The following is a 14,621-nucleotide window of genomic DNA, read 5'->3' on the forward strand; positions in this document are numbered from 1 at the left end:
CGAGGGCTTCAGACCTTTGTGTCAGAATCATTGTGCATTGAACCCCGGCCGGCTCGGCCCGCCCAAGGACATTCCATGAGCAGCGAATTGATCAAACATATTTCCGATGCATCCTTCGATGCCGACGTGCTCCAAGCCGACAAGGCCGTGCTGGTCGACTACTGGGCCGAATGGTGTGGCCCCTGCAAGATGATCTCCCCCATCCTGGACGAAGTCTCCAAGGACTACAAGGACAAGCTGCAGATCACCAAGATGAACGTGGACGAGAACCGCGAAGTGCCGGCCAAGTTCGGCATCCGCGGCATCCCGACGCTGATGCTGTTCAAGGGCGGCCAGCTCGCCGCCACCAAGGTCGGCGCACTCTCCAAGGCCCAGTTGACGGCCTTCCTGGACGCCAATCTATAATTCGCTCCAACCTGTCGCCGCGAGGCACTCGCCAGAGCCCACCTCGCAGCGACAGCAGAACTGCCAACACGCCCCTCGCGGCGCGTGGACTCGGCGCCCAAGCTCCCTTGAATTTGTTTTTTGTTGGTTCCTGCCGCGCAATGTCTGCGGTCTGATTCCATAGGCAGCGCTGGTCGCCGAAGTATTTGTCCCATGGCTCTTGGCAGGGCCTCCGGACCACCCACCAGGGTTATTCCATGCATCTTTCAGAACTGAAAGCGCTTCACGTCTCCGCCCTGATCAAGATGGGCGAAGAGCTCGAGATCGACAACGTCGCCCGCCTGCGCAAGCAGGAGCTGATGTTCGCGATCATGAAGAAGCGCGCCAAGGCCGGCGAACAGGTGTTCGGCGACGGCGTGCTCGAAGTGCTGCCCGACGGCTTCGGCTTCCTGCGCTCCATCGAAGCCAGCTACATGGCCTCGACCGACGACATCTACCTGTCGCCGAGCCAGATCCGCCGCTTCAACCTCCACACCGGCGACATGATCGAAGGCGAAGTGCGCGTCCCCAAGGACGGCGAGCGCTACTTTGCCCTCGTCAAGGTCGACCGCGTGAACGGCTCGACGCCCGAGGAGAGCAAGCACAAGATCATGTTCGAGAACCTGACGCCCTTGTTCCCCAAGGAACAGTTCAGGCTTGAGCGCGACATCAAGGGCGACGAGAACACGGTCGGCCGCATCATCGACCTGATCGCGCCCATCGGCAAAGGCCAGCGCGCCCTGCTCGTGGCCCAGCCCAAGACCGGCAAGACGGTGATGATGCAGCACCTCGCGCACGCGTTGGTGGCCAACCATCCCGACTGCCACCTGATCGTGCTGCTCGTCGATGAGCGTCCGGAAGAAGTGACTGAAATGCTGCGCACGGTGCGCGGCGAGGTCATCTCCTCCACTTTCGACGAGCCGGCCGCGCGCCACGTGCAGGTCGCCGAAATGGTGATCGAGCGCGCCAAGCGCCTGGTCGAGATGAAGAAGGACGTGATCATCCTGCTGGACTCGATCACGCGCCTGGCTCGCGCCTACAACAACGTCCTGCCCTCGTCGGGCAAGGTCCTGACCGGTGGTGTGGACGCCAACGCCCTGCAGCGCCCCAAGCGCTTCTTCGGCGCGGCCCGCAATGTCGAGGAAGGCGGCTCGCTGACCATCATCGGCACGGCCCTGATCGACACCGGCTCGCGGATGGACGAAGTCATCTACGAAGAGTTCAAGGGCACCGGCAACTGCGAAATCCACCTGGATCGCCGCATGGCCGAGAAGCGCGTCTACCCGTCCATCCTGATCAACAAGTCCGGAACCCGGCGCGAAGAGCTGCTCCTCAAGCCCGAGATCCTGCAAAAGAGCTGGATCCTGCGCAAGCTGCTCTACAACATGGACGAGATCGAGGCGATGGAGTTCATCCTCGACAAGATGAAGGCTTCCAAGAACAACCACGACTTCTTCGACATGATGCGTCGGGGTGGGTGAGTGAGGACCGAGGACATGCCCTGCGGCATGTCCGACGCCTCATGAACGACGGCTCGCGTCCTGCGCGAGCCGGCCTGGCGATGATTGAAGGCCTTCGAAGCGCCACCTCAAGGTGGCGTTTCTCATTTCTAGGCTACAATCCGCGTTTTTCCGCCGCCAGAAAGTGCGCTCGCATGGTGCGAACGTGGCTCCCGGCACTGAAACAGCTACGGCGAGAGGTTCCCATGAAAGACGGCATTCACCCCAATTACCGCGACGTGGTCTTCGTTGACCAGTCCAACGGCTTCCAGTTCGTGACGCGTTCGACCGTCTCGACCAAGGACACGATCGAGATCGACGGCAAGACCCTGCCGCTGGTCAAGCTGGAAACCACCAGCGAATCGCACCCGTTCTACACCGGCCAGCAAAAGAGCATCGACAACCTGGGCGGCCGCGTCGAGAAGTTCCGCAACAAGTTTGCTCACATCCGCAAGTGATGGCGGCTGCTTCGGCAGCAGCACACAAAGAAGCAGCCGCGAGGCTGCTTTTTTTATTGCTCTTCGCGCATTGATTTGTGATGACTCGTCGGACGCCACAGCCAAGGTGCGGCAGGCGAGACCGACATGGGCAGGCAAGGTGTTCAGCCTTGCAACAACCCCAGCTTCACTCACATTTGGTCAGCTCGCCTGACGTAGTGGCCCGCCAGAGCGCAGTTACTGACGGTCTTGGCCTCGGGCACCTCCATCGCGAGCTGAACCGCTACTACCGGAAACTCCCTCATCAGCGCCTGCAGCTTCACCGGGAGCTCACAGATCAACCTTGCCCGCTGCAACGCGCAACAGCCTTGCCACAGGTCTGCCAGCGCTACGTGCTCAACGGCGCTTCAGCACGTGGATGAATTCATCGGCCTGGCTGGCCTGCTCGACCAGTTCGTTGCCGGTCTGGCGGGCGAAGGCCTGGAAGTCGCGCATGGAGCCGGGGTCGGTGGCCACCACCTTGAGCAACTGGCCGCTCTCCATCTCGGCCAGGGCCTTCTTGGCCTTGAGGATGGGCAGCGGGCAGTTGAGGCCGCGGGTGTCGATTTCCTTGTGGATTTGCATGGGCTGGCGTCTCGGTGGTTTGCTGCGGATTTTATGGCTTGGGCAGCTCCAGCCACTGGGGTTCGATGCCACGCGAGCGCAGCCATTGCGCCATCGCCTGGCCGGTGCCGGCGGGCCAGCAGCGCACCTCGGCCGGCGCGAGCAGCTTGTACTCGGCCAGCTCGGGCGAAAGACAAATCTCGCCGCACGCTGGCACATGGTAGGCAATGATGACCTGGTTCATGCGCTGGAAATCGTAGACACCGATCAGCGTCGGGGCGGCCGCGGCCGCCAGCCCAGTCTCTTCAAGCAGCTCGCGGGCGATGCCGGCCTCGGGCGTTTCTCCGGCCTCCATGAAGCCAGTGATCAGGCCGAAGAAGCGGCCCGGCCAGGCGGCATTGCGGGCCAGCAAGACCTGACCCTCGCGGTCCAGGCACTCGACCACGGCGGCCAGCACCGGCGTCGGGTTGTTCCAGTGAGTGAAGCCGCAGGCGGCGCAGCGCAGCCGCTCCTTGGGGCCACCGTCCTCGAGCTGGCTCAACCAGGCGAGCGGTCCCGCGCATTGCGGGCAGAAGCGGTAGTCGCCGCCACTGCTCATGCAGGAAAGACGCCGGTGGAGAGGTAGCGATCGCCGCGGTCGCAGACCACGAAGACGATGGTGGCATCACTGACCGTGCGCGCCAGCTGCAGCGCGGCCCAGCAGGCACCGGCGGCCGAGATGCCGGCGAACAGACCTTCCTCGCGGGCCAGACGTCGCGCCATGTCCTCGGCATCTGCCTGGCTCACATGGATCAGCTCGTCCACCGTACTCGGGTCGTAGATCTTGGGCAGGTAGGCCTCAGGCCATTTGCGGATGCCCGGGATGCGCGAGCCTTCCGAGGGCTGGGCGCCAATGATGCGCACGGCTGCGTTCTGTTCCTTCAGGAAGCGCGAGGTGCCGGTGATGGTGCCGGTCGTTCCCATGGCGCTGACGAAGTGCGTGATGCGGCCGCCCGTGTCACGCCAGATCTCGGGGCCGGTGGTCTCGTAGTGGACGCGGGGGTTGTCTGCATTCGCGAACTGGTCCAGCACGCGGCCCTTGCCGTCGCGCTGCATCTGCTCGGCCAGGTCGCGGGCATATTCCATGCCACCAGAACGCGGCGTGAGTATCAGCTCGGCGCCGAAGGCCTTCATGGTCTGGGCCCGCTCGATCGACAGGTCCTCCGGCATGATCAGGACCATGCGGTAGCCGCGCACCGCCGCCGCCATGGCCAGGGCAATGCCGGTATTGCCCGAGGTGGCCTCGATCAGCGTGTCGCCGGGCTTGATCTCGCCGCGCTCCTCGGCGCGCCGGATCATGCTGATGGCGGGCCGGTCCTTGACCGAGCCGGCCGGGTTGTTGCCTTCCAGCTTGGCCAGGATGACGTTGCCGCGCGCGGCCTGATCGGGGCCCAGAAGGCGCTGCAATCGGATCAACGGCGTGTTGCCGATCACGTCTTCGAGGGTCGGGTAGGGGGCGTGCTGCGGTCTGTCCATGGCGCGCATTGTGGCAGCCCCGGGAAGCCCCTGCGCGCATGGCATAATCCAGCCACTCAGCAGGTTTTGCTCCCGGCCCGGGTGGCGAAATCGGTAGACGCAGGGGACTCAAAATCCCCCGCCGCAAGGTGTGCCGGTTCGAGTCCGGCCCCGGGCACCAGGACAGAATCGGCTGAACGTGTTGTGCAAGACGCCCCGCAGGTCGGGGCTTTTTTGCGCCCGTACCGAGAACGCCTGCCGCATACACTCGGGCCTTACGCACACGTAGCCACGCCAGCGAGACCCATGCCCCAACTGCCGCCCCTGACCAAAGCCCTGATCCTGGCCTGCGTGGGCGTGTTCTTCCTGTTCGAGCTCATCCCCGGCGCCGGCTGGTTCGCGCTGTGGCCGCTGCAGTCCGGCAACTTCATGCCCTGGCAGCCGCTGACCTATGCCTTCCTGCATGGCGGCTTCACCCACCTGCTGTTCAATATGCTGGGCCTGTGGATGTTCGGCTCGGAGCTGGAGCGCGTCTGGGGCCGCCGCCGCTACGCACAGCTGCTGCTCGCCGGCGCGCTGACCGCAGCGCTGGCGCAGCTGGTGTTCTCTGTGCTGATGCACTCGAATGCACCCACCGTCGGTGCTTCAGGCGCGCTGTTCGCCTTGCTGCTGTCCTTCGGCATGCTCTTCCCCAACCGCATCATCACGCCGCTGATACCGCCGATCCCGATGAAGGCCAAGTACTTCGTCGCCATCTTCGGCACGCTGGAGCTCTTGCTCGGCACGCGCATCCTCGATTTTGGTCCGACCAATGTCGCCCACTTCGCCCACCTGGGCGGCATGCTGGGCGCCTATGTGCTGATCCGCTACTGGCGCACGCGCGGCCCGCGCCGCCTGCGTTGAACCCTCAGACCAGGCCTTCGCGCACCGTCGGGTAGCTCAGCCGCAATCGCAGCTCGCGCTTGAGGCGCGTGTTCAAGAGCCGGCGCGACTCGCTCATGAAGGACAGGCGCACGGGGCTCATCTGCGCGGCCGCCTCGGCACGGCTGATGCGCGGCGGGCGCGGCAAGCCACAGAGATCGGCCGCCAGGTCGAAGTAGTCGCCCATCAAGAGCTCGGTGTCGTCCGACACATGCACGGCCCGCTGCGGCAGCGCATGGAAGAGCGCCGCCACGCAGGCGCGCGCCAGGTCGTCGGCGTGGATGTGGTTGGTGTAGACATCGTCCTCGCGGCGCAGCACCGGCGCGCCGGTCTGCAGTCGCTCGCGCGGATGTCCACCCTCTCGGTCCGGCGCATAGATGCCGGGCACACGCAAAAGGCTCACGCGGCTGCCGAAGCGCCGCGCAAACAAGCGGATCTGCTGCTCGGCATCCACCCGCCGCTGCCCGCGCTCGGTGGCCGGCGCCAGCGCCCGCGTTTCATCGAAGCGAGCACCGTCGCAATCGCCGTACACACCCGTCGTGCTGACATAGGCGAGGCACTGCGGCGCACGGCGCAAGGCCAGGGCCTGCAGCAGATGGCGGGTGCGCCTGTCCTCGGCACCATTCGAAGCCGGCGGCGCCAGGTGCAGCACGTACTCGGCCAATCCGGCCAGGCGCGCCAGGCTCGCCGGTTCATCGAGATTGCCGAGCAGCGGCACCGCGCCTGCTTCGCGCAGCTCGGCAAACCGCCCTGGGTTTGACGTCAATGCAAACACCTGCCAGCGCGAGCCCAGCAGCTTGAGCACGCGCAGGCCCACGTCGCCGCAGCCAATGATCAGGAGGCGCGGCCGGCGCGAGGCAGACGGGGGCAAGGGCATTGGCGGCTCAGGCAAAATGGCGCCCGAGTGTACGGCCCGTGGCATCCAGCGCGGGCCGCCGTTTTTCCTGTCCTACCGCCTCCACAAATCCAGCCATGAATCTGCAGGTCACCGTCCAGCCCAGCGGCCGCGTCTACGAAGTCGACAGCGATGAAACCCTGCTCGCCGCCGCCATCCGTGCCGGCGTGGGCCTGCCCTACGGCTGCCGCGACGGCGCCTGCGGCTCCTGCAAGAGCAAGCTGCTGGAAGGCAAGGTCGTGCACCGCGAGCACCAGCACAAGGCCCTGAGCGTCGAGGAAGAAGCCGCCGGCTTCGTGCTGACCTGCTGCGCCAAGCCGCAGACCGACTGCGTGCTGGAAGCCCGCACCGTGCCGGGCGCCGGTGAGTTCGCCGTGCTGAAGCTCCCGAGCCGCGTGCTGAGCATGGAGAAGCCGGCCGCCGACGTGGCCGTGATCAAGCTGCAGCTGCCGGCCACGCAAAACTTCCAGTTCCATGCCGGCCAGTACGTGGAGTTCATCCTGCGCGATGGCGCACGCCGCTCCTACAGCATGGCCAACGCGCCCCACAACCTGGGCACGCCCGCCGCCATCGAGCTGCACATCCGCCACATGGCCGGCGGCAAGTTCACCGACCATGTGTTCGGCACGATGAAAGAGAAAGACATCCTGCGCATGGAAGGCCCCTTCGGCAGCTTCTTCCTGCGCGAGGACAGCGACAAGCCCATCGTGCTGCTGGCCAGCGGCACCGGCTTCGCGCCGATCAAGGCCATCATCGAGCGCATCCAGCACCTGGGCCTCACGCGCCCGGTCAAGCTCTACTGGGGCTGCCGCAGCAAGGCCGATCTCTACCTGCATGATTGGGCGCTGAACGCCGCCGCGAAGATGGACACGCTGGAGTACATCCCGGTGCTGTCCGAGCCGCAGGCCGAAGACAGCTGGACGGGCCGCACCGGCTTTGTTCATCAGCAGGTGATGGCCGACTTGCCGGACCTCTCCGGCCACCAGGTCTATGCCTGCGGCGCGCCCATCATGGTCGAGTCGGCCCAGCGCGATTTCATTGCGAAGTGCGGACTGCCCGAGGACGAGTTCTATGCGGACTCGTTCACCTCGGAAGCGGACAAGCACGGGGGCTGAGAGCCATGATGTTCAGCCCTCCGTATGTTGATGCCGCGCACTGCGCCGAGCAGTTGCGTGCGTTGGGACATGCCGTGCTGGCGCCCGCAAGTCTTCCCGCCACCATGGGCTGCGGGGCGGGCGAGTTGAGCGACCTGGCTGGCTTCTGGAACGACCTCCCCCCCGACAACTACCTGAAAGACGGCGGCCGCTATCGCTTCCGCCGCCACAGCAGCTTCGTCGTGGAGGGCGATGCAGTCACCCAATGCCCGCACCGCGCCCACTGGCAGCCGCTGGACTACAACGCGCTGCACGGCGGCATCGAGCGCCTGTTTGAGCCCATGGATCCGGCCGCAACTTCCCTACCCGCTTGGCAGCAGCTGCTGCGCGGTCTTGGCGGCATCGCCTCCGGATTGAAGGGTGCCAAGCCCTGGTTCGTCGAAGCGCACCAGTTCCGCATCGACACCACCGACGGCATTGGCCGGCCCACACCCGAAGGGGCGCACCGTGACGGCGTGGACCTGGTGGCCGTGTTCCTGATCGGCCGCCATCAGATCAAGGGCGGCGAGTCGCGTGTCTTCGAGGCAGCCGGGCCGCAGGGCCAGCGCTTCACGATGACCGAGCCCTGGACCCTGCTCTTGCTGGACGACGAGCGGGTGATCCACGAAACCACGCCCATCCAGCCGGAGGGCGGCCATGGCCATCGCGACACCCTGGTCGTGACCCTGCGTGCGGGCGGCTTCCAGGATCCGTGAGTCCGCGTCCTGCGTGAAGGCATGCCGGCTTGGCATGGCTTGATGCACAGCTGGCGAAGGCTGTCGGGGCCTGGCGCACCTAAAATTTGCGCGCTGCCACAAGCGGCTCCCGCCCGGCCTCCCCGGCTGGCTCCACGAACGCATCACGAATGCCAAGCACGACCATGAACGCCGTCTCCGACCTCGCCCGCGCGCTGCAAACCGCCCCCACCGCCTCCCTGCCCTCCTCGCTGTTCGGCCTGCCCGACCAGAAACCGCATGAGCGCGTGCTGCTGGCGGCCGACGAAGAGACCGGCCTCAAGGCCATCCTGGCCGTGCACAGCACCGCCCGCGGCCCGGCCTTCGGTGGCTGCCGCTTCTGGTCGTACGACAACGAGCTGGCCGCGCTGAACGACGCGCTGCGCCTCTCGCAAGGCATGAGCCTGAAGAACGCCCTGGCCAACCTGCCCTTCGGCGGTGGCAAGGCCGTGATCCTGAAGCCGGCCGCCATCAAGGACCGCACGGCACTGTTCGCCGCCTTCGGCCGCGCCGTGCAGTCGCTAGCAGGAGCCTACATCACCGCTGAAGACGTGGGCACAACCACGGCTGACATGCTCGGCATGCAGGCCACGACCCAGTACGTCTCCGGCATCCCGCGTGCCGGCGCCTTCGGTGGCGACCCCAGCCCCAAGACCGCCTATGGCGTGTTCGTGTCCATCGAGCGCGGCGTGAAGCTGGTGCTGGGCCGCGACTCGCTGGAAGGCGTGCGCGTGGCCTTGCAGGGCCTCGGCGCCGTGGGTTGGCATCTGGCTGAATACCTGCACAAGGCCGGCGCCAAGCTGGTCGTGGCCGACGTTGACGCGGCCAAGGTGCAGCGTGCGCAGGAGCAACTGGGCGCACAGGCCGTCGGCATCAACGAGATCCTGTCGGCCGATGTCGATGTGCTGGCGCCTTGCGCACTCGGCGCCTCGCTGAACATCCAGTCGATCCCGACGCTGCAAGCCAAGCTGATCGCCGGTGCCGCCAACAACCAGCTGGCCACCGCCGCCGATGGCGACGCGCTGCAGGCCCGTGGCATCACCTACCTGCCCGACTACCTGGTGAATGCCGGCGGCATCATCAGCGTGGCCCGCGAGTACCGTGGCGAAGGCGAAGAAAACGCCGTGATGGCCGAGGTCGCCCTGATCGCCAACCGCGTGGCCGAACTGCTGGATCGCGTGAAAAGCGAAGGCTCGACGCCCGGCCGCGTGGCCGACGCCTGGGCCCGCTCGCTGCTCGTGAAGCCGTCCTGAGCCTTCGGGTCAGCAAAGCAAAAAGGCGGCCTCGGCCGCCTTTTTTGTTGCTGACGCCGATCACTCGCCCAGGTAAGCGGCGCGCACCTTGGGGTCGTTCAGCAACTGCTCGCCGGCACCGGTCATGGTGATCTCGCCCGACTCCATCACATAGCCGCGATTGGCCAGCTGCAAGGCGCGGCTGGCGTTCTGCTCGACCAGCAGCACGGTGACGCCCTGCTGGTGGATGTCGTTCACCACCTCGAAGATCTTGTCGACCATGATGGGCGAGAGGCCCATCGAGGGCTCGTCCAGCAGCAAGACCTTGGGACGGGCCATCAGCGCGCGGCCCATGGCCAGCATCTGCTGCTCGCCGCCCGACATGGTGCCGGCCAGCTGCTTGGCCCGCTCCTTCAGGCGCGGGAACAGGGCGAACACTTTCTCGATGTCGGCCTCGATCTCGGCCTTGTCGTTGCGAATGTAGGCGCCCATCTGCAGGTTCTCGGTGATGGTCATGCGCGTGAAGGTGCCGCGACCTTCCGGCACCATCACCAGGCCCTGTTTGACCAGGTCCCAGGCGCCCTGGCCCTTGATCGGCTGGCCCAGGTAGCGCACCTCGCCAGCAGCGCAGGGCTGCAGGCCGGTGACGGCCTTCAGCGTGGTGGACTTGCCGGCACCGTTGGCGCCGATCAGGCTGACCAGTTCGCCCTGGCGCACCTCGAAGTCCACGCCCTTGACGGCCTGGATGCCGCCGTAGGCCACCTTGAGCCCGTTGACCGCGAGGAGGATGTTGCTGTCGTCGATTGCCATCTTGCTGATCTTCTTCTCGTCAGTGGTGCGCATGGGCGCCCAGGTAGGCCTCGATGACCTTCTCGTTGCGCTGCACCTCGGCCGGCGTGCCTTCGGCAATCTGCTTGCCGTAGTCCAGCACGGTCACGCGGTCGCACAGGCCCATCACCAGCTTCACGTCGTGCTCGATCAGGAGGATGGTGCGGCCGTCCTTGCGGATGCGGTCGATCAGCTCGCGCAGCACCACCTTCTCGGTGGCGTTCATGCCGGCGGCCGGCTCGTCGAGTGCAATCAGCTGCGGATCAGTGGCCAGGGCGCGGGCGATCTCGAGGCGGCGCTGGTCGCCATAGCTCAGCGTGCGTGCCTTGAACTCGGCCAGGTGGCCGATGCCGACGTAGTCCAGCATTGCCTGTGCATGGGTGGCGATGGCGGCCTCCTCGGCCTTGAAGCCGGGCGTGCGGAAGATCGCACCCAGGATGCCCGAGTGGCTGCGCACATGGCGGCCGACCATCACGTTCTCCAGCGCCGTCATCTCGGCAAAGAGGCGGATGTTCTGGAAGGTGCGGGCGATGCCGGCCTTGGCCACCTGGTGCACGGCCTGCGGCTTGTAGGCCTTGCCACCCAGCTCGAACGTGCCGGCGTCCGGCGTGTAGAGACCGGTCAGCACATTGAAGAAGGTGGTCTTGCCGGCGCCGTTGGGGCCGATCAGGCCATAGACCTGGCCGCGGCCAATCTGCAGCGCCACACCCGACAAGGCCTGCAGGCCGCCGAAGCGCTTGGACACGCCGCTCACGTTCAACACAAGTTCAGTCATGACTCTCGGCCCTCAGTTCTGTGCCTTGGGGGCGGCCTTGCCATGCTCAGGCGCGGGCCACAGGCCACGCGGGCGCAGCAGCATCACGCTGATCATGGCCAGTGCGATCAAGAGCTGGCGCAGGATGGCGGCATCGAGGCGGCCATCGCTCATCTCCTGCAGCGGGCCCGCCACGTAGCGCAGCACCTCGGGCAGGGCCGCCAGCAGCAGCGCTCCGAGCACCACGCCGGGGATGTGACCGATGCCGCCCAGCACCACCATGGCGACGATCATGATCGACTCCTGCAGGCTGAAGGACTCGGGCGAGACGAAGCCCTGGAAGGCCGCGAACATCGAGCCAGCCACGCCGCCGAAGGTCGCGCCCATGCCGAAGGCCAGCAGCTTCATGTTGCGGGTGTTGATGCCCATGGCCTTGGCGGCAATCTCGTCTTCGCGGATCGCCATCCAGGCGCGGCCGATGCGCGAGGTCTCGAGCCGGTAGCAGATCAGGATGCTGCCCAGCACCAAGGCCAGGAACAGGTAGTAGTACTGCGTGATCGGCGGCACCGTGAAGCCCATCAGCTCCAGCGGCTTGCTGAGGTCGTAGCCCCAGAAGTGGATGCCGTCGATCTCGCCGATGCCGCGCGGGCCGTTGGTGACGGTGTCCAGGTTGTTCATGAACACCCGGATGATTTCGCCGAACCCGAGGGTCACGATGGCCAGGTAGTCGCCGCGCAGCTTCAAGGTGGGCGCACCCAGCAGCGCACCGGCCAGGGCCGCGAGCGCCGCGCCGGCTGGTATCAAGAGCCACAGCGGCATGTGCAGGCCGTTCGGGAAGGCGGCGGCAAAGGTCTCGAAGTTCGTGCTCAGCTGCGGGCTCGCCAAGAGGCCGAACATGTAGGCACCGAGCGCATAGAAGGCCACATAGCCCAGGTCCAGCAGACCGGCATAGCCGACCACGATGTTGAGGCCGAGGGCCAGCATCACGTAGAGCAGGGCCAAATCGATGATGCGCATCGGGCCATTGCCGAGGCCGAGCGAAGCGCAGATACCGGGCATCAGCAGCAGGGCCACGGCCACCACCGCGTAGAGCACGAATTTGTTCTTGGTTTGCATGATGCTGGCCTCCTCAGGCGCGGTCCGCCACGCGCTCGCCGAGCAAGCCCGAGGGCCGCAGCGTCAGCACGAGGATCAGGGCCATGAAGGCGAAGATGTCGACATAGTTGCTGCCCAGCACGTCACCGGTCAGGTCACCCAGGTAGTTGCCGCCAATGGCTTCCAGCAGGCCGAGCAAGAGGCCGCCCAGCATGGCGCCGGCCAGGTTGCCGATGCCGCCGAGCACGGCCGCCGTGAAGGCCTTGAGGCCGGGCGTGAAGCCCATCATGTGCGTGACCGAGCCGTCCTTGGCCGCCAGCATCAGGCCGGCCACGGCAGCGAGCGCCGCGCCGATGACGAAGGTCATGGAGATGATGAAGTCGGGCTTGACGCCCATCAGCGCGGCGACGCGCGGGTTCTCCGCCGTGGCGCGCATCGCGCGTCCGAGCTTGGTGCGGTGGACCAGCCACAGCAGGGCAGCGAGGATGGCCACGGTCAGGCCCAAGATCACGCATTGCGTCAGCGTGATCACGGCGCCCGAACCCACGACCTGGTACTGCACATCGGGCAGCAGCTGCGGGAAGGCCTTGGGGTTGGGCTTCCAAATGATCATGGCCAGCGTCTGCAAGAGCAGCGAAACGCCCATGGCGGTGATCAGCGGCGCCAGGCGCGGTGCATTGCGCAGCGGGCGGTAGGCGATCTTCTCGATCACGAAGTTCAGGATCGTGCAGACGACGATGGCGCAGCACAGGGCCACCGCCATCATGGCCCAGCCCGGCAGGCCGCTCTCGGCCAGCGCGCCGACGACGCTCCAACTCACCAGGGCCCCGACCATCAGGATCTCGCCATGGGCGAAATTGATCAGGTTGATGATGCCGTACACCATGGTGTAGCCCAGGGCCACCAGGGCGTACATGCTGCCCAGTACCAGGCCATTGATGACCTGCTGGATCAAGGTATCCATCGAACTCTCCCAACGGAGCAGCCCTCGTGTGGCCGCTCCTCAGATTCTCACAAGCAGGCCGGTTGGGCCTAAAACAAAGGCCCGCGTCTTCGGTATGGCGCGGGCCCAGCTCAGCCTTCATTCAGTCCTGCAGGCGGGGGGATTGTAGAAGGGCCTGCGGCCCATCCCGTTCGTCAGAACCTGGTGGTAACCCGGGGTAACCGCTCAGGAATCGCCCTGCCCGGCTTCTTCATCCAGCTTGCGTAGAAAGCTGAGCTTCTCGCCAAGTTTCAGTTCAAGCCCGCGCGGCACGGGCTGGTACCAATTCGGCTCGGCCATGCCGTCGGGCAGGTAGGTCTCGCCGGCGGCGTAGGCATGCGGTTCGTCGTGCGCATAGCGGTACTCGTGGCCATGGCCGAGCTCCTTCATGAGCTTGGTGGGCGCATTGCGCAGATGCACGGGCACCTCGCGGCTCCTGTCCTGCTTCACGAAGGCGCGGGCCGCGTTGTAGGCCTTGTAGCCGGCGTTGCTCTTGGCGGCCATCGCCAGGTAGATCACGGCCTGCCCGAGCGCCAGTTCACCTTCGGGACTGCCCAGGCGCTCGAAGGTGAGGGCCGCATCGTTGGCGATCTGCATGGCGCGTGGGTCGGCGAGGCCGATGTCTTCCCAGGCCATGCGCACGATGCGGCGCGCCAGATAGCGCGGGTCGGCGCCACCGTCCAGCATGCGCGTCAGCCAGTACAGCGCGCCATCAGGGCTGGAGCCGCGCACCGACTTGTGCAGGGCCGAGATCTGGTCGTAGAAGTTGTCGCCGCCCTTGTCAAAGCGGCGCGCGTTGAGGCTCAGCGCATTGGTGATGAACTCGGCCGTGATCGCCGTGATGCTGCTCGCATCGGCTGCCGTGTTGCACTGCTCCAGCAGGTTCAGGAAGCGCCGCGCATCGCCGTCGGCATAGCCGACCAGGGTGGCGACGGCCTGTTCATCGAAAGTCAGATGCGCCAGCGCCTCGGCCTGAGCCCGCTTCAGCAGCTGGCGCAATTCCTGCTCGTTCAGCGACTTGAGCACATAGACCTGGGCGCGAGAGAGCAAGGCCGAATTGACCTCGAAGCTCGGGTTCTCCGTCGTGGCGCCGATGAAGGTGAACAGGCCGGATTCCACATGCGGCAGCAGCGCATCCTGCTGCGACTTGTTGAAGCGGTGGATCTCATCCACAAACAGGATGGTGTGCTTGCCCTGGGCGAGAAACTGCTGCGCCCGCTCCATGGCTTCGCGGATGTCCTTGACACCCGAAAGCACGGCCGACAGCGCGATGAACTCGCGCCCGAAGGCCGTGGCCGTGAGCCGCGCCAGCGTGGTCTTGCCGACGCCGGGTGGCCCCCAGAAGATCATCGAATGCGGCTTGCCCGACTTGAACGCGAGGCGCAGCGGCTTGCCCTCGCCGAGCAGATGGGACTGGCCTATCACCTCATCGAGCGTGGCCGGGCGCAGGCGCTCGGCGAGCGGGCGCTGCGGCGAGGGGCGCGATCCGGCTCCGGATGGAGGCTCGGGCAGCAGGTCAGGGAACAGCGAAGGCATGGCATCGGACATGGCGGCGATTGTCGCAGCCGCCGTGCCCTGCCTTCAGCGCAGG

General features: G+C 66.0%; 16 protein-coding genes and 1 tRNA gene. 8 read left to right on the top strand and 9 right to left on the bottom strand.

Annotation, left to right across the window (positions count from 1 at the left end):
• Positions 1-75 precede the first annotated feature (75 nt).
• The 3 genes from trxA (at position 76) to J7U46_RS01665 (ending at position 2,380) form a co-directional block, all read left to right on the top strand.
• Positions 76-405 carry a thioredoxin TrxA gene (trxA, locus tag J7U46_RS01655; protein WP_282823079.1) on the top strand — a complete coding sequence of 110 codons (330 nt, stop codon included), beginning with the start codon at positions 76-78 and terminating at the stop codon, positions 403-405.
• 236 nt (positions 406-641) lie between these two features.
• Positions 642-1,904 carry a transcription termination factor Rho gene (gene rho, locus J7U46_RS01660; RefSeq protein ID WP_282823080.1) on the top strand — a complete coding sequence of 421 codons (1,263 nt, stop codon included), beginning with the start codon at positions 642-644 and terminating at the stop codon, positions 1,902-1,904.
• Between the two features lie 224 nt (positions 1,905-2,128).
• On the top strand, positions 2,129-2,380 hold the full coding sequence (locus J7U46_RS01665) for a type B 50S ribosomal protein L31 (RefSeq protein WP_282823081.1): 252 nt from the start codon (positions 2,129-2,131) through the stop codon (positions 2,378-2,380).
• 375 nt (positions 2,381-2,755) lie between these two features.
• Here J7U46_RS01665 and J7U46_RS01670 read toward each other — a convergent pair whose 3' ends face one another.
• Genes J7U46_RS01670 through cysM form a run of 3 tightly spaced genes read right to left on the bottom strand, consistent with a single transcriptional unit; the run spans position 2,756 to position 4,477 of the window.
• Positions 2,756-2,983 carry a sulfurtransferase TusA family protein gene (locus J7U46_RS01670; RefSeq protein WP_282823082.1) on the bottom strand — a complete coding sequence of 76 codons (228 nt, stop codon included), beginning with the start codon at positions 2,981-2,983 and terminating at the stop codon, positions 2,756-2,758.
• A 31-nt stretch (positions 2,984-3,014) separates the two neighbouring features.
• Positions 3,015-3,560, bottom strand: a complete 546-nt coding sequence (locus J7U46_RS01675) for an NUDIX hydrolase (protein WP_282823083.1) — start codon at positions 3,558-3,560, stop codon at positions 3,015-3,017.
• Positions 3,557-4,477, bottom strand: coding sequence for a cysteine synthase CysM (gene cysM / locus J7U46_RS01680; RefSeq protein ID WP_282823084.1), 921 nt, complete (start codon positions 4,475-4,477; stop codon positions 3,557-3,559). Before cysM ends, J7U46_RS01675 begins: the two co-directional genes overlap by 4 nt.
• A 75-nt stretch (positions 4,478-4,552) precedes the next feature.
• On the opposite strand from cysM, the gene J7U46_RS01685 reads away from it, so the two are divergent.
• Positions 4,553-4,637 (top strand) — tRNA-Leu (locus tag J7U46_RS01685).
• Positions 4,638-4,762: 125 nt separating this feature from the next.
• Positions 4,763-5,359, top strand: a complete 597-nt coding sequence (locus J7U46_RS01690; RefSeq protein WP_282823085.1) for a rhomboid family intramembrane serine protease — start codon at positions 4,763-4,765, stop codon at positions 5,357-5,359.
• A gap of 4 nt (positions 5,360-5,363) precedes the next feature.
• Here J7U46_RS01690 and J7U46_RS01695 read toward each other — a convergent pair whose 3' ends face one another.
• Complete coding sequence (locus J7U46_RS01695; RefSeq protein ID WP_282823086.1) at positions 5,364-6,254, bottom strand: NAD-dependent epimerase/dehydratase family protein; 891 nt, start codon at positions 6,252-6,254, stop codon at positions 5,364-5,366.
• Positions 6,255-6,349: 95 nt separating this feature from the next.
• Here J7U46_RS01695 and J7U46_RS01700 point away from each other — a divergent pair, with 95 nt between their 5' ends.
• The 3 genes from J7U46_RS01700 (at position 6,350) to J7U46_RS01710 (ending at position 9,392) form a co-directional block, all read left to right on the top strand.
• Complete coding sequence (locus J7U46_RS01700; protein WP_282823087.1) at positions 6,350-7,387, top strand: CDP-6-deoxy-delta-3,4-glucoseen reductase; 1,038 nt, start codon at positions 6,350-6,352, stop codon at positions 7,385-7,387.
• A gap of 5 nt (positions 7,388-7,392) precedes the next feature.
• Positions 7,393-8,121, top strand: coding sequence for a 2OG-Fe dioxygenase family protein (locus tag J7U46_RS01705; protein ID WP_282823088.1), 729 nt, complete (start codon positions 7,393-7,395; stop codon positions 8,119-8,121).
• A gap of 164 nt (positions 8,122-8,285) precedes the next feature.
• Complete coding sequence (locus tag J7U46_RS01710; RefSeq protein ID WP_282823089.1) at positions 8,286-9,392, top strand: Glu/Leu/Phe/Val dehydrogenase dimerization domain-containing protein; 1,107 nt, start codon at positions 8,286-8,288, stop codon at positions 9,390-9,392.
• Between the two features lie 60 nt (positions 9,393-9,452).
• Here J7U46_RS01710 and J7U46_RS01715 read toward each other — a convergent pair whose 3' ends face one another.
• The 5 genes from J7U46_RS01715 to J7U46_RS01735 form a co-directional block, all read right to left on the bottom strand.
• Positions 9,453-10,181: an ABC transporter ATP-binding protein gene (locus tag J7U46_RS01715; protein ID WP_282824933.1), complete on the bottom strand. Its 729-nt coding sequence runs from the start codon at positions 10,179-10,181 to the stop codon at positions 9,453-9,455.
• 19 nt (positions 10,182-10,200) lie between these two features.
• Entirely contained in the window at positions 10,201-10,974 is a 774-nt protein-coding gene (locus tag J7U46_RS01720) for an ABC transporter ATP-binding protein (RefSeq protein WP_282823090.1), read from the bottom strand.
• A 12-nt stretch (positions 10,975-10,986) separates the two neighbouring features.
• The gene (locus J7U46_RS01725) at positions 10,987-12,069 is read right to left on the bottom strand and encodes an ABC transporter ATP-binding protein (protein WP_282823091.1); all 1,083 of its coding nucleotides are present in this window, start codon (positions 12,067-12,069) and stop codon (positions 10,987-10,989) included.
• A gap of 13 nt (positions 12,070-12,082) precedes the next feature.
• Complete coding sequence (locus J7U46_RS01730; RefSeq protein WP_282823092.1) at positions 12,083-13,012, bottom strand: branched-chain amino acid ABC transporter permease; 930 nt, start codon at positions 13,010-13,012, stop codon at positions 12,083-12,085.
• A gap of 204 nt (positions 13,013-13,216) precedes the next feature.
• The gene (locus J7U46_RS01735; protein WP_282823093.1) at positions 13,217-14,578 is read right to left on the bottom strand and encodes a replication-associated recombination protein A; all 1,362 of its coding nucleotides are present in this window, start codon (positions 14,576-14,578) and stop codon (positions 13,217-13,219) included.
• Positions 14,579-14,621: the final 43 nt, after the last annotated feature.

Source organism: Pelomonas sp. V22 (genome assembly GCF_030014915.1).
Taxonomy (GTDB): domain Bacteria; phylum Pseudomonadota; class Gammaproteobacteria; order Burkholderiales; family Burkholderiaceae_C; genus JAUASW01.

Excerpts from the sequence above, each read along its gene's own strand:
- trxA (WP_282823079.1), top strand. The coding sequence starts at position 76 with ATGAGCAGCGAATTGATCAAACATATTTCCGATGCATCCTTCGATGCC.
- rho (WP_282823080.1), top strand. The coding sequence starts at position 642 with ATGCATCTTTCAGAACTGAAAGCGCTTCACGTCTCCGCCCTGATCAAG.
- J7U46_RS01665 (WP_282823081.1), top strand. The coding sequence starts at position 2,129 with ATGAAAGACGGCATTCACCCCAATTACCGCGACGTGGTCTTCGTTGAC.
- J7U46_RS01670 (WP_282823082.1), bottom strand. The coding sequence starts at position 2,983 with ATGCAAATCCACAAGGAAATCGACACCCGCGGCCTCAACTGCCCGCTG.
- J7U46_RS01675 (WP_282823083.1), bottom strand. The coding sequence starts at position 3,560 with ATGAGCAGTGGCGGCGACTACCGCTTCTGCCCGCAATGCGCGGGACCG.
- cysM (WP_282823084.1), bottom strand. The coding sequence starts at position 4,477 with ATGGACAGACCGCAGCACGCCCCCTACCCGACCCTCGAAGACGTGATC.
- J7U46_RS01690 (WP_282823085.1), top strand. The coding sequence starts at position 4,763 with ATGCCCCAACTGCCGCCCCTGACCAAAGCCCTGATCCTGGCCTGCGTG.
- J7U46_RS01695 (WP_282823086.1), bottom strand. The coding sequence starts at position 6,254 with ATGCCCTTGCCCCCGTCTGCCTCGCGCCGGCCGCGCCTCCTGATCATT.
- J7U46_RS01700 (WP_282823087.1), top strand. The coding sequence starts at position 6,350 with ATGAATCTGCAGGTCACCGTCCAGCCCAGCGGCCGCGTCTACGAAGTC.
- J7U46_RS01705 (WP_282823088.1), top strand. The coding sequence starts at position 7,393 with ATGATGTTCAGCCCTCCGTATGTTGATGCCGCGCACTGCGCCGAGCAG.
- J7U46_RS01710 (WP_282823089.1), top strand. The coding sequence starts at position 8,286 with ATGAACGCCGTCTCCGACCTCGCCCGCGCGCTGCAAACCGCCCCCACC.
- J7U46_RS01715 (WP_282824933.1), bottom strand. The coding sequence starts at position 10,181 with ATGGCAATCGACGACAGCAACATCCTCCTCGCGGTCAACGGGCTCAAG.
- J7U46_RS01720 (WP_282823090.1), bottom strand. The coding sequence starts at position 10,974 with ATGACTGAACTTGTGTTGAACGTGAGCGGCGTGTCCAAGCGCTTCGGC.
- J7U46_RS01725 (WP_282823091.1), bottom strand. The coding sequence starts at position 12,069 with ATGCAAACCAAGAACAAATTCGTGCTCTACGCGGTGGTGGCCGTGGCC.
- J7U46_RS01730 (WP_282823092.1), bottom strand. The coding sequence starts at position 13,012 with ATGGATACCTTGATCCAGCAGGTCATCAATGGCCTGGTACTGGGCAGC.
- J7U46_RS01735 (WP_282823093.1), bottom strand. The coding sequence starts at position 14,578 with ATGTCCGATGCCATGCCTTCGCTGTTCCCTGACCTGCTGCCCGAGCCT.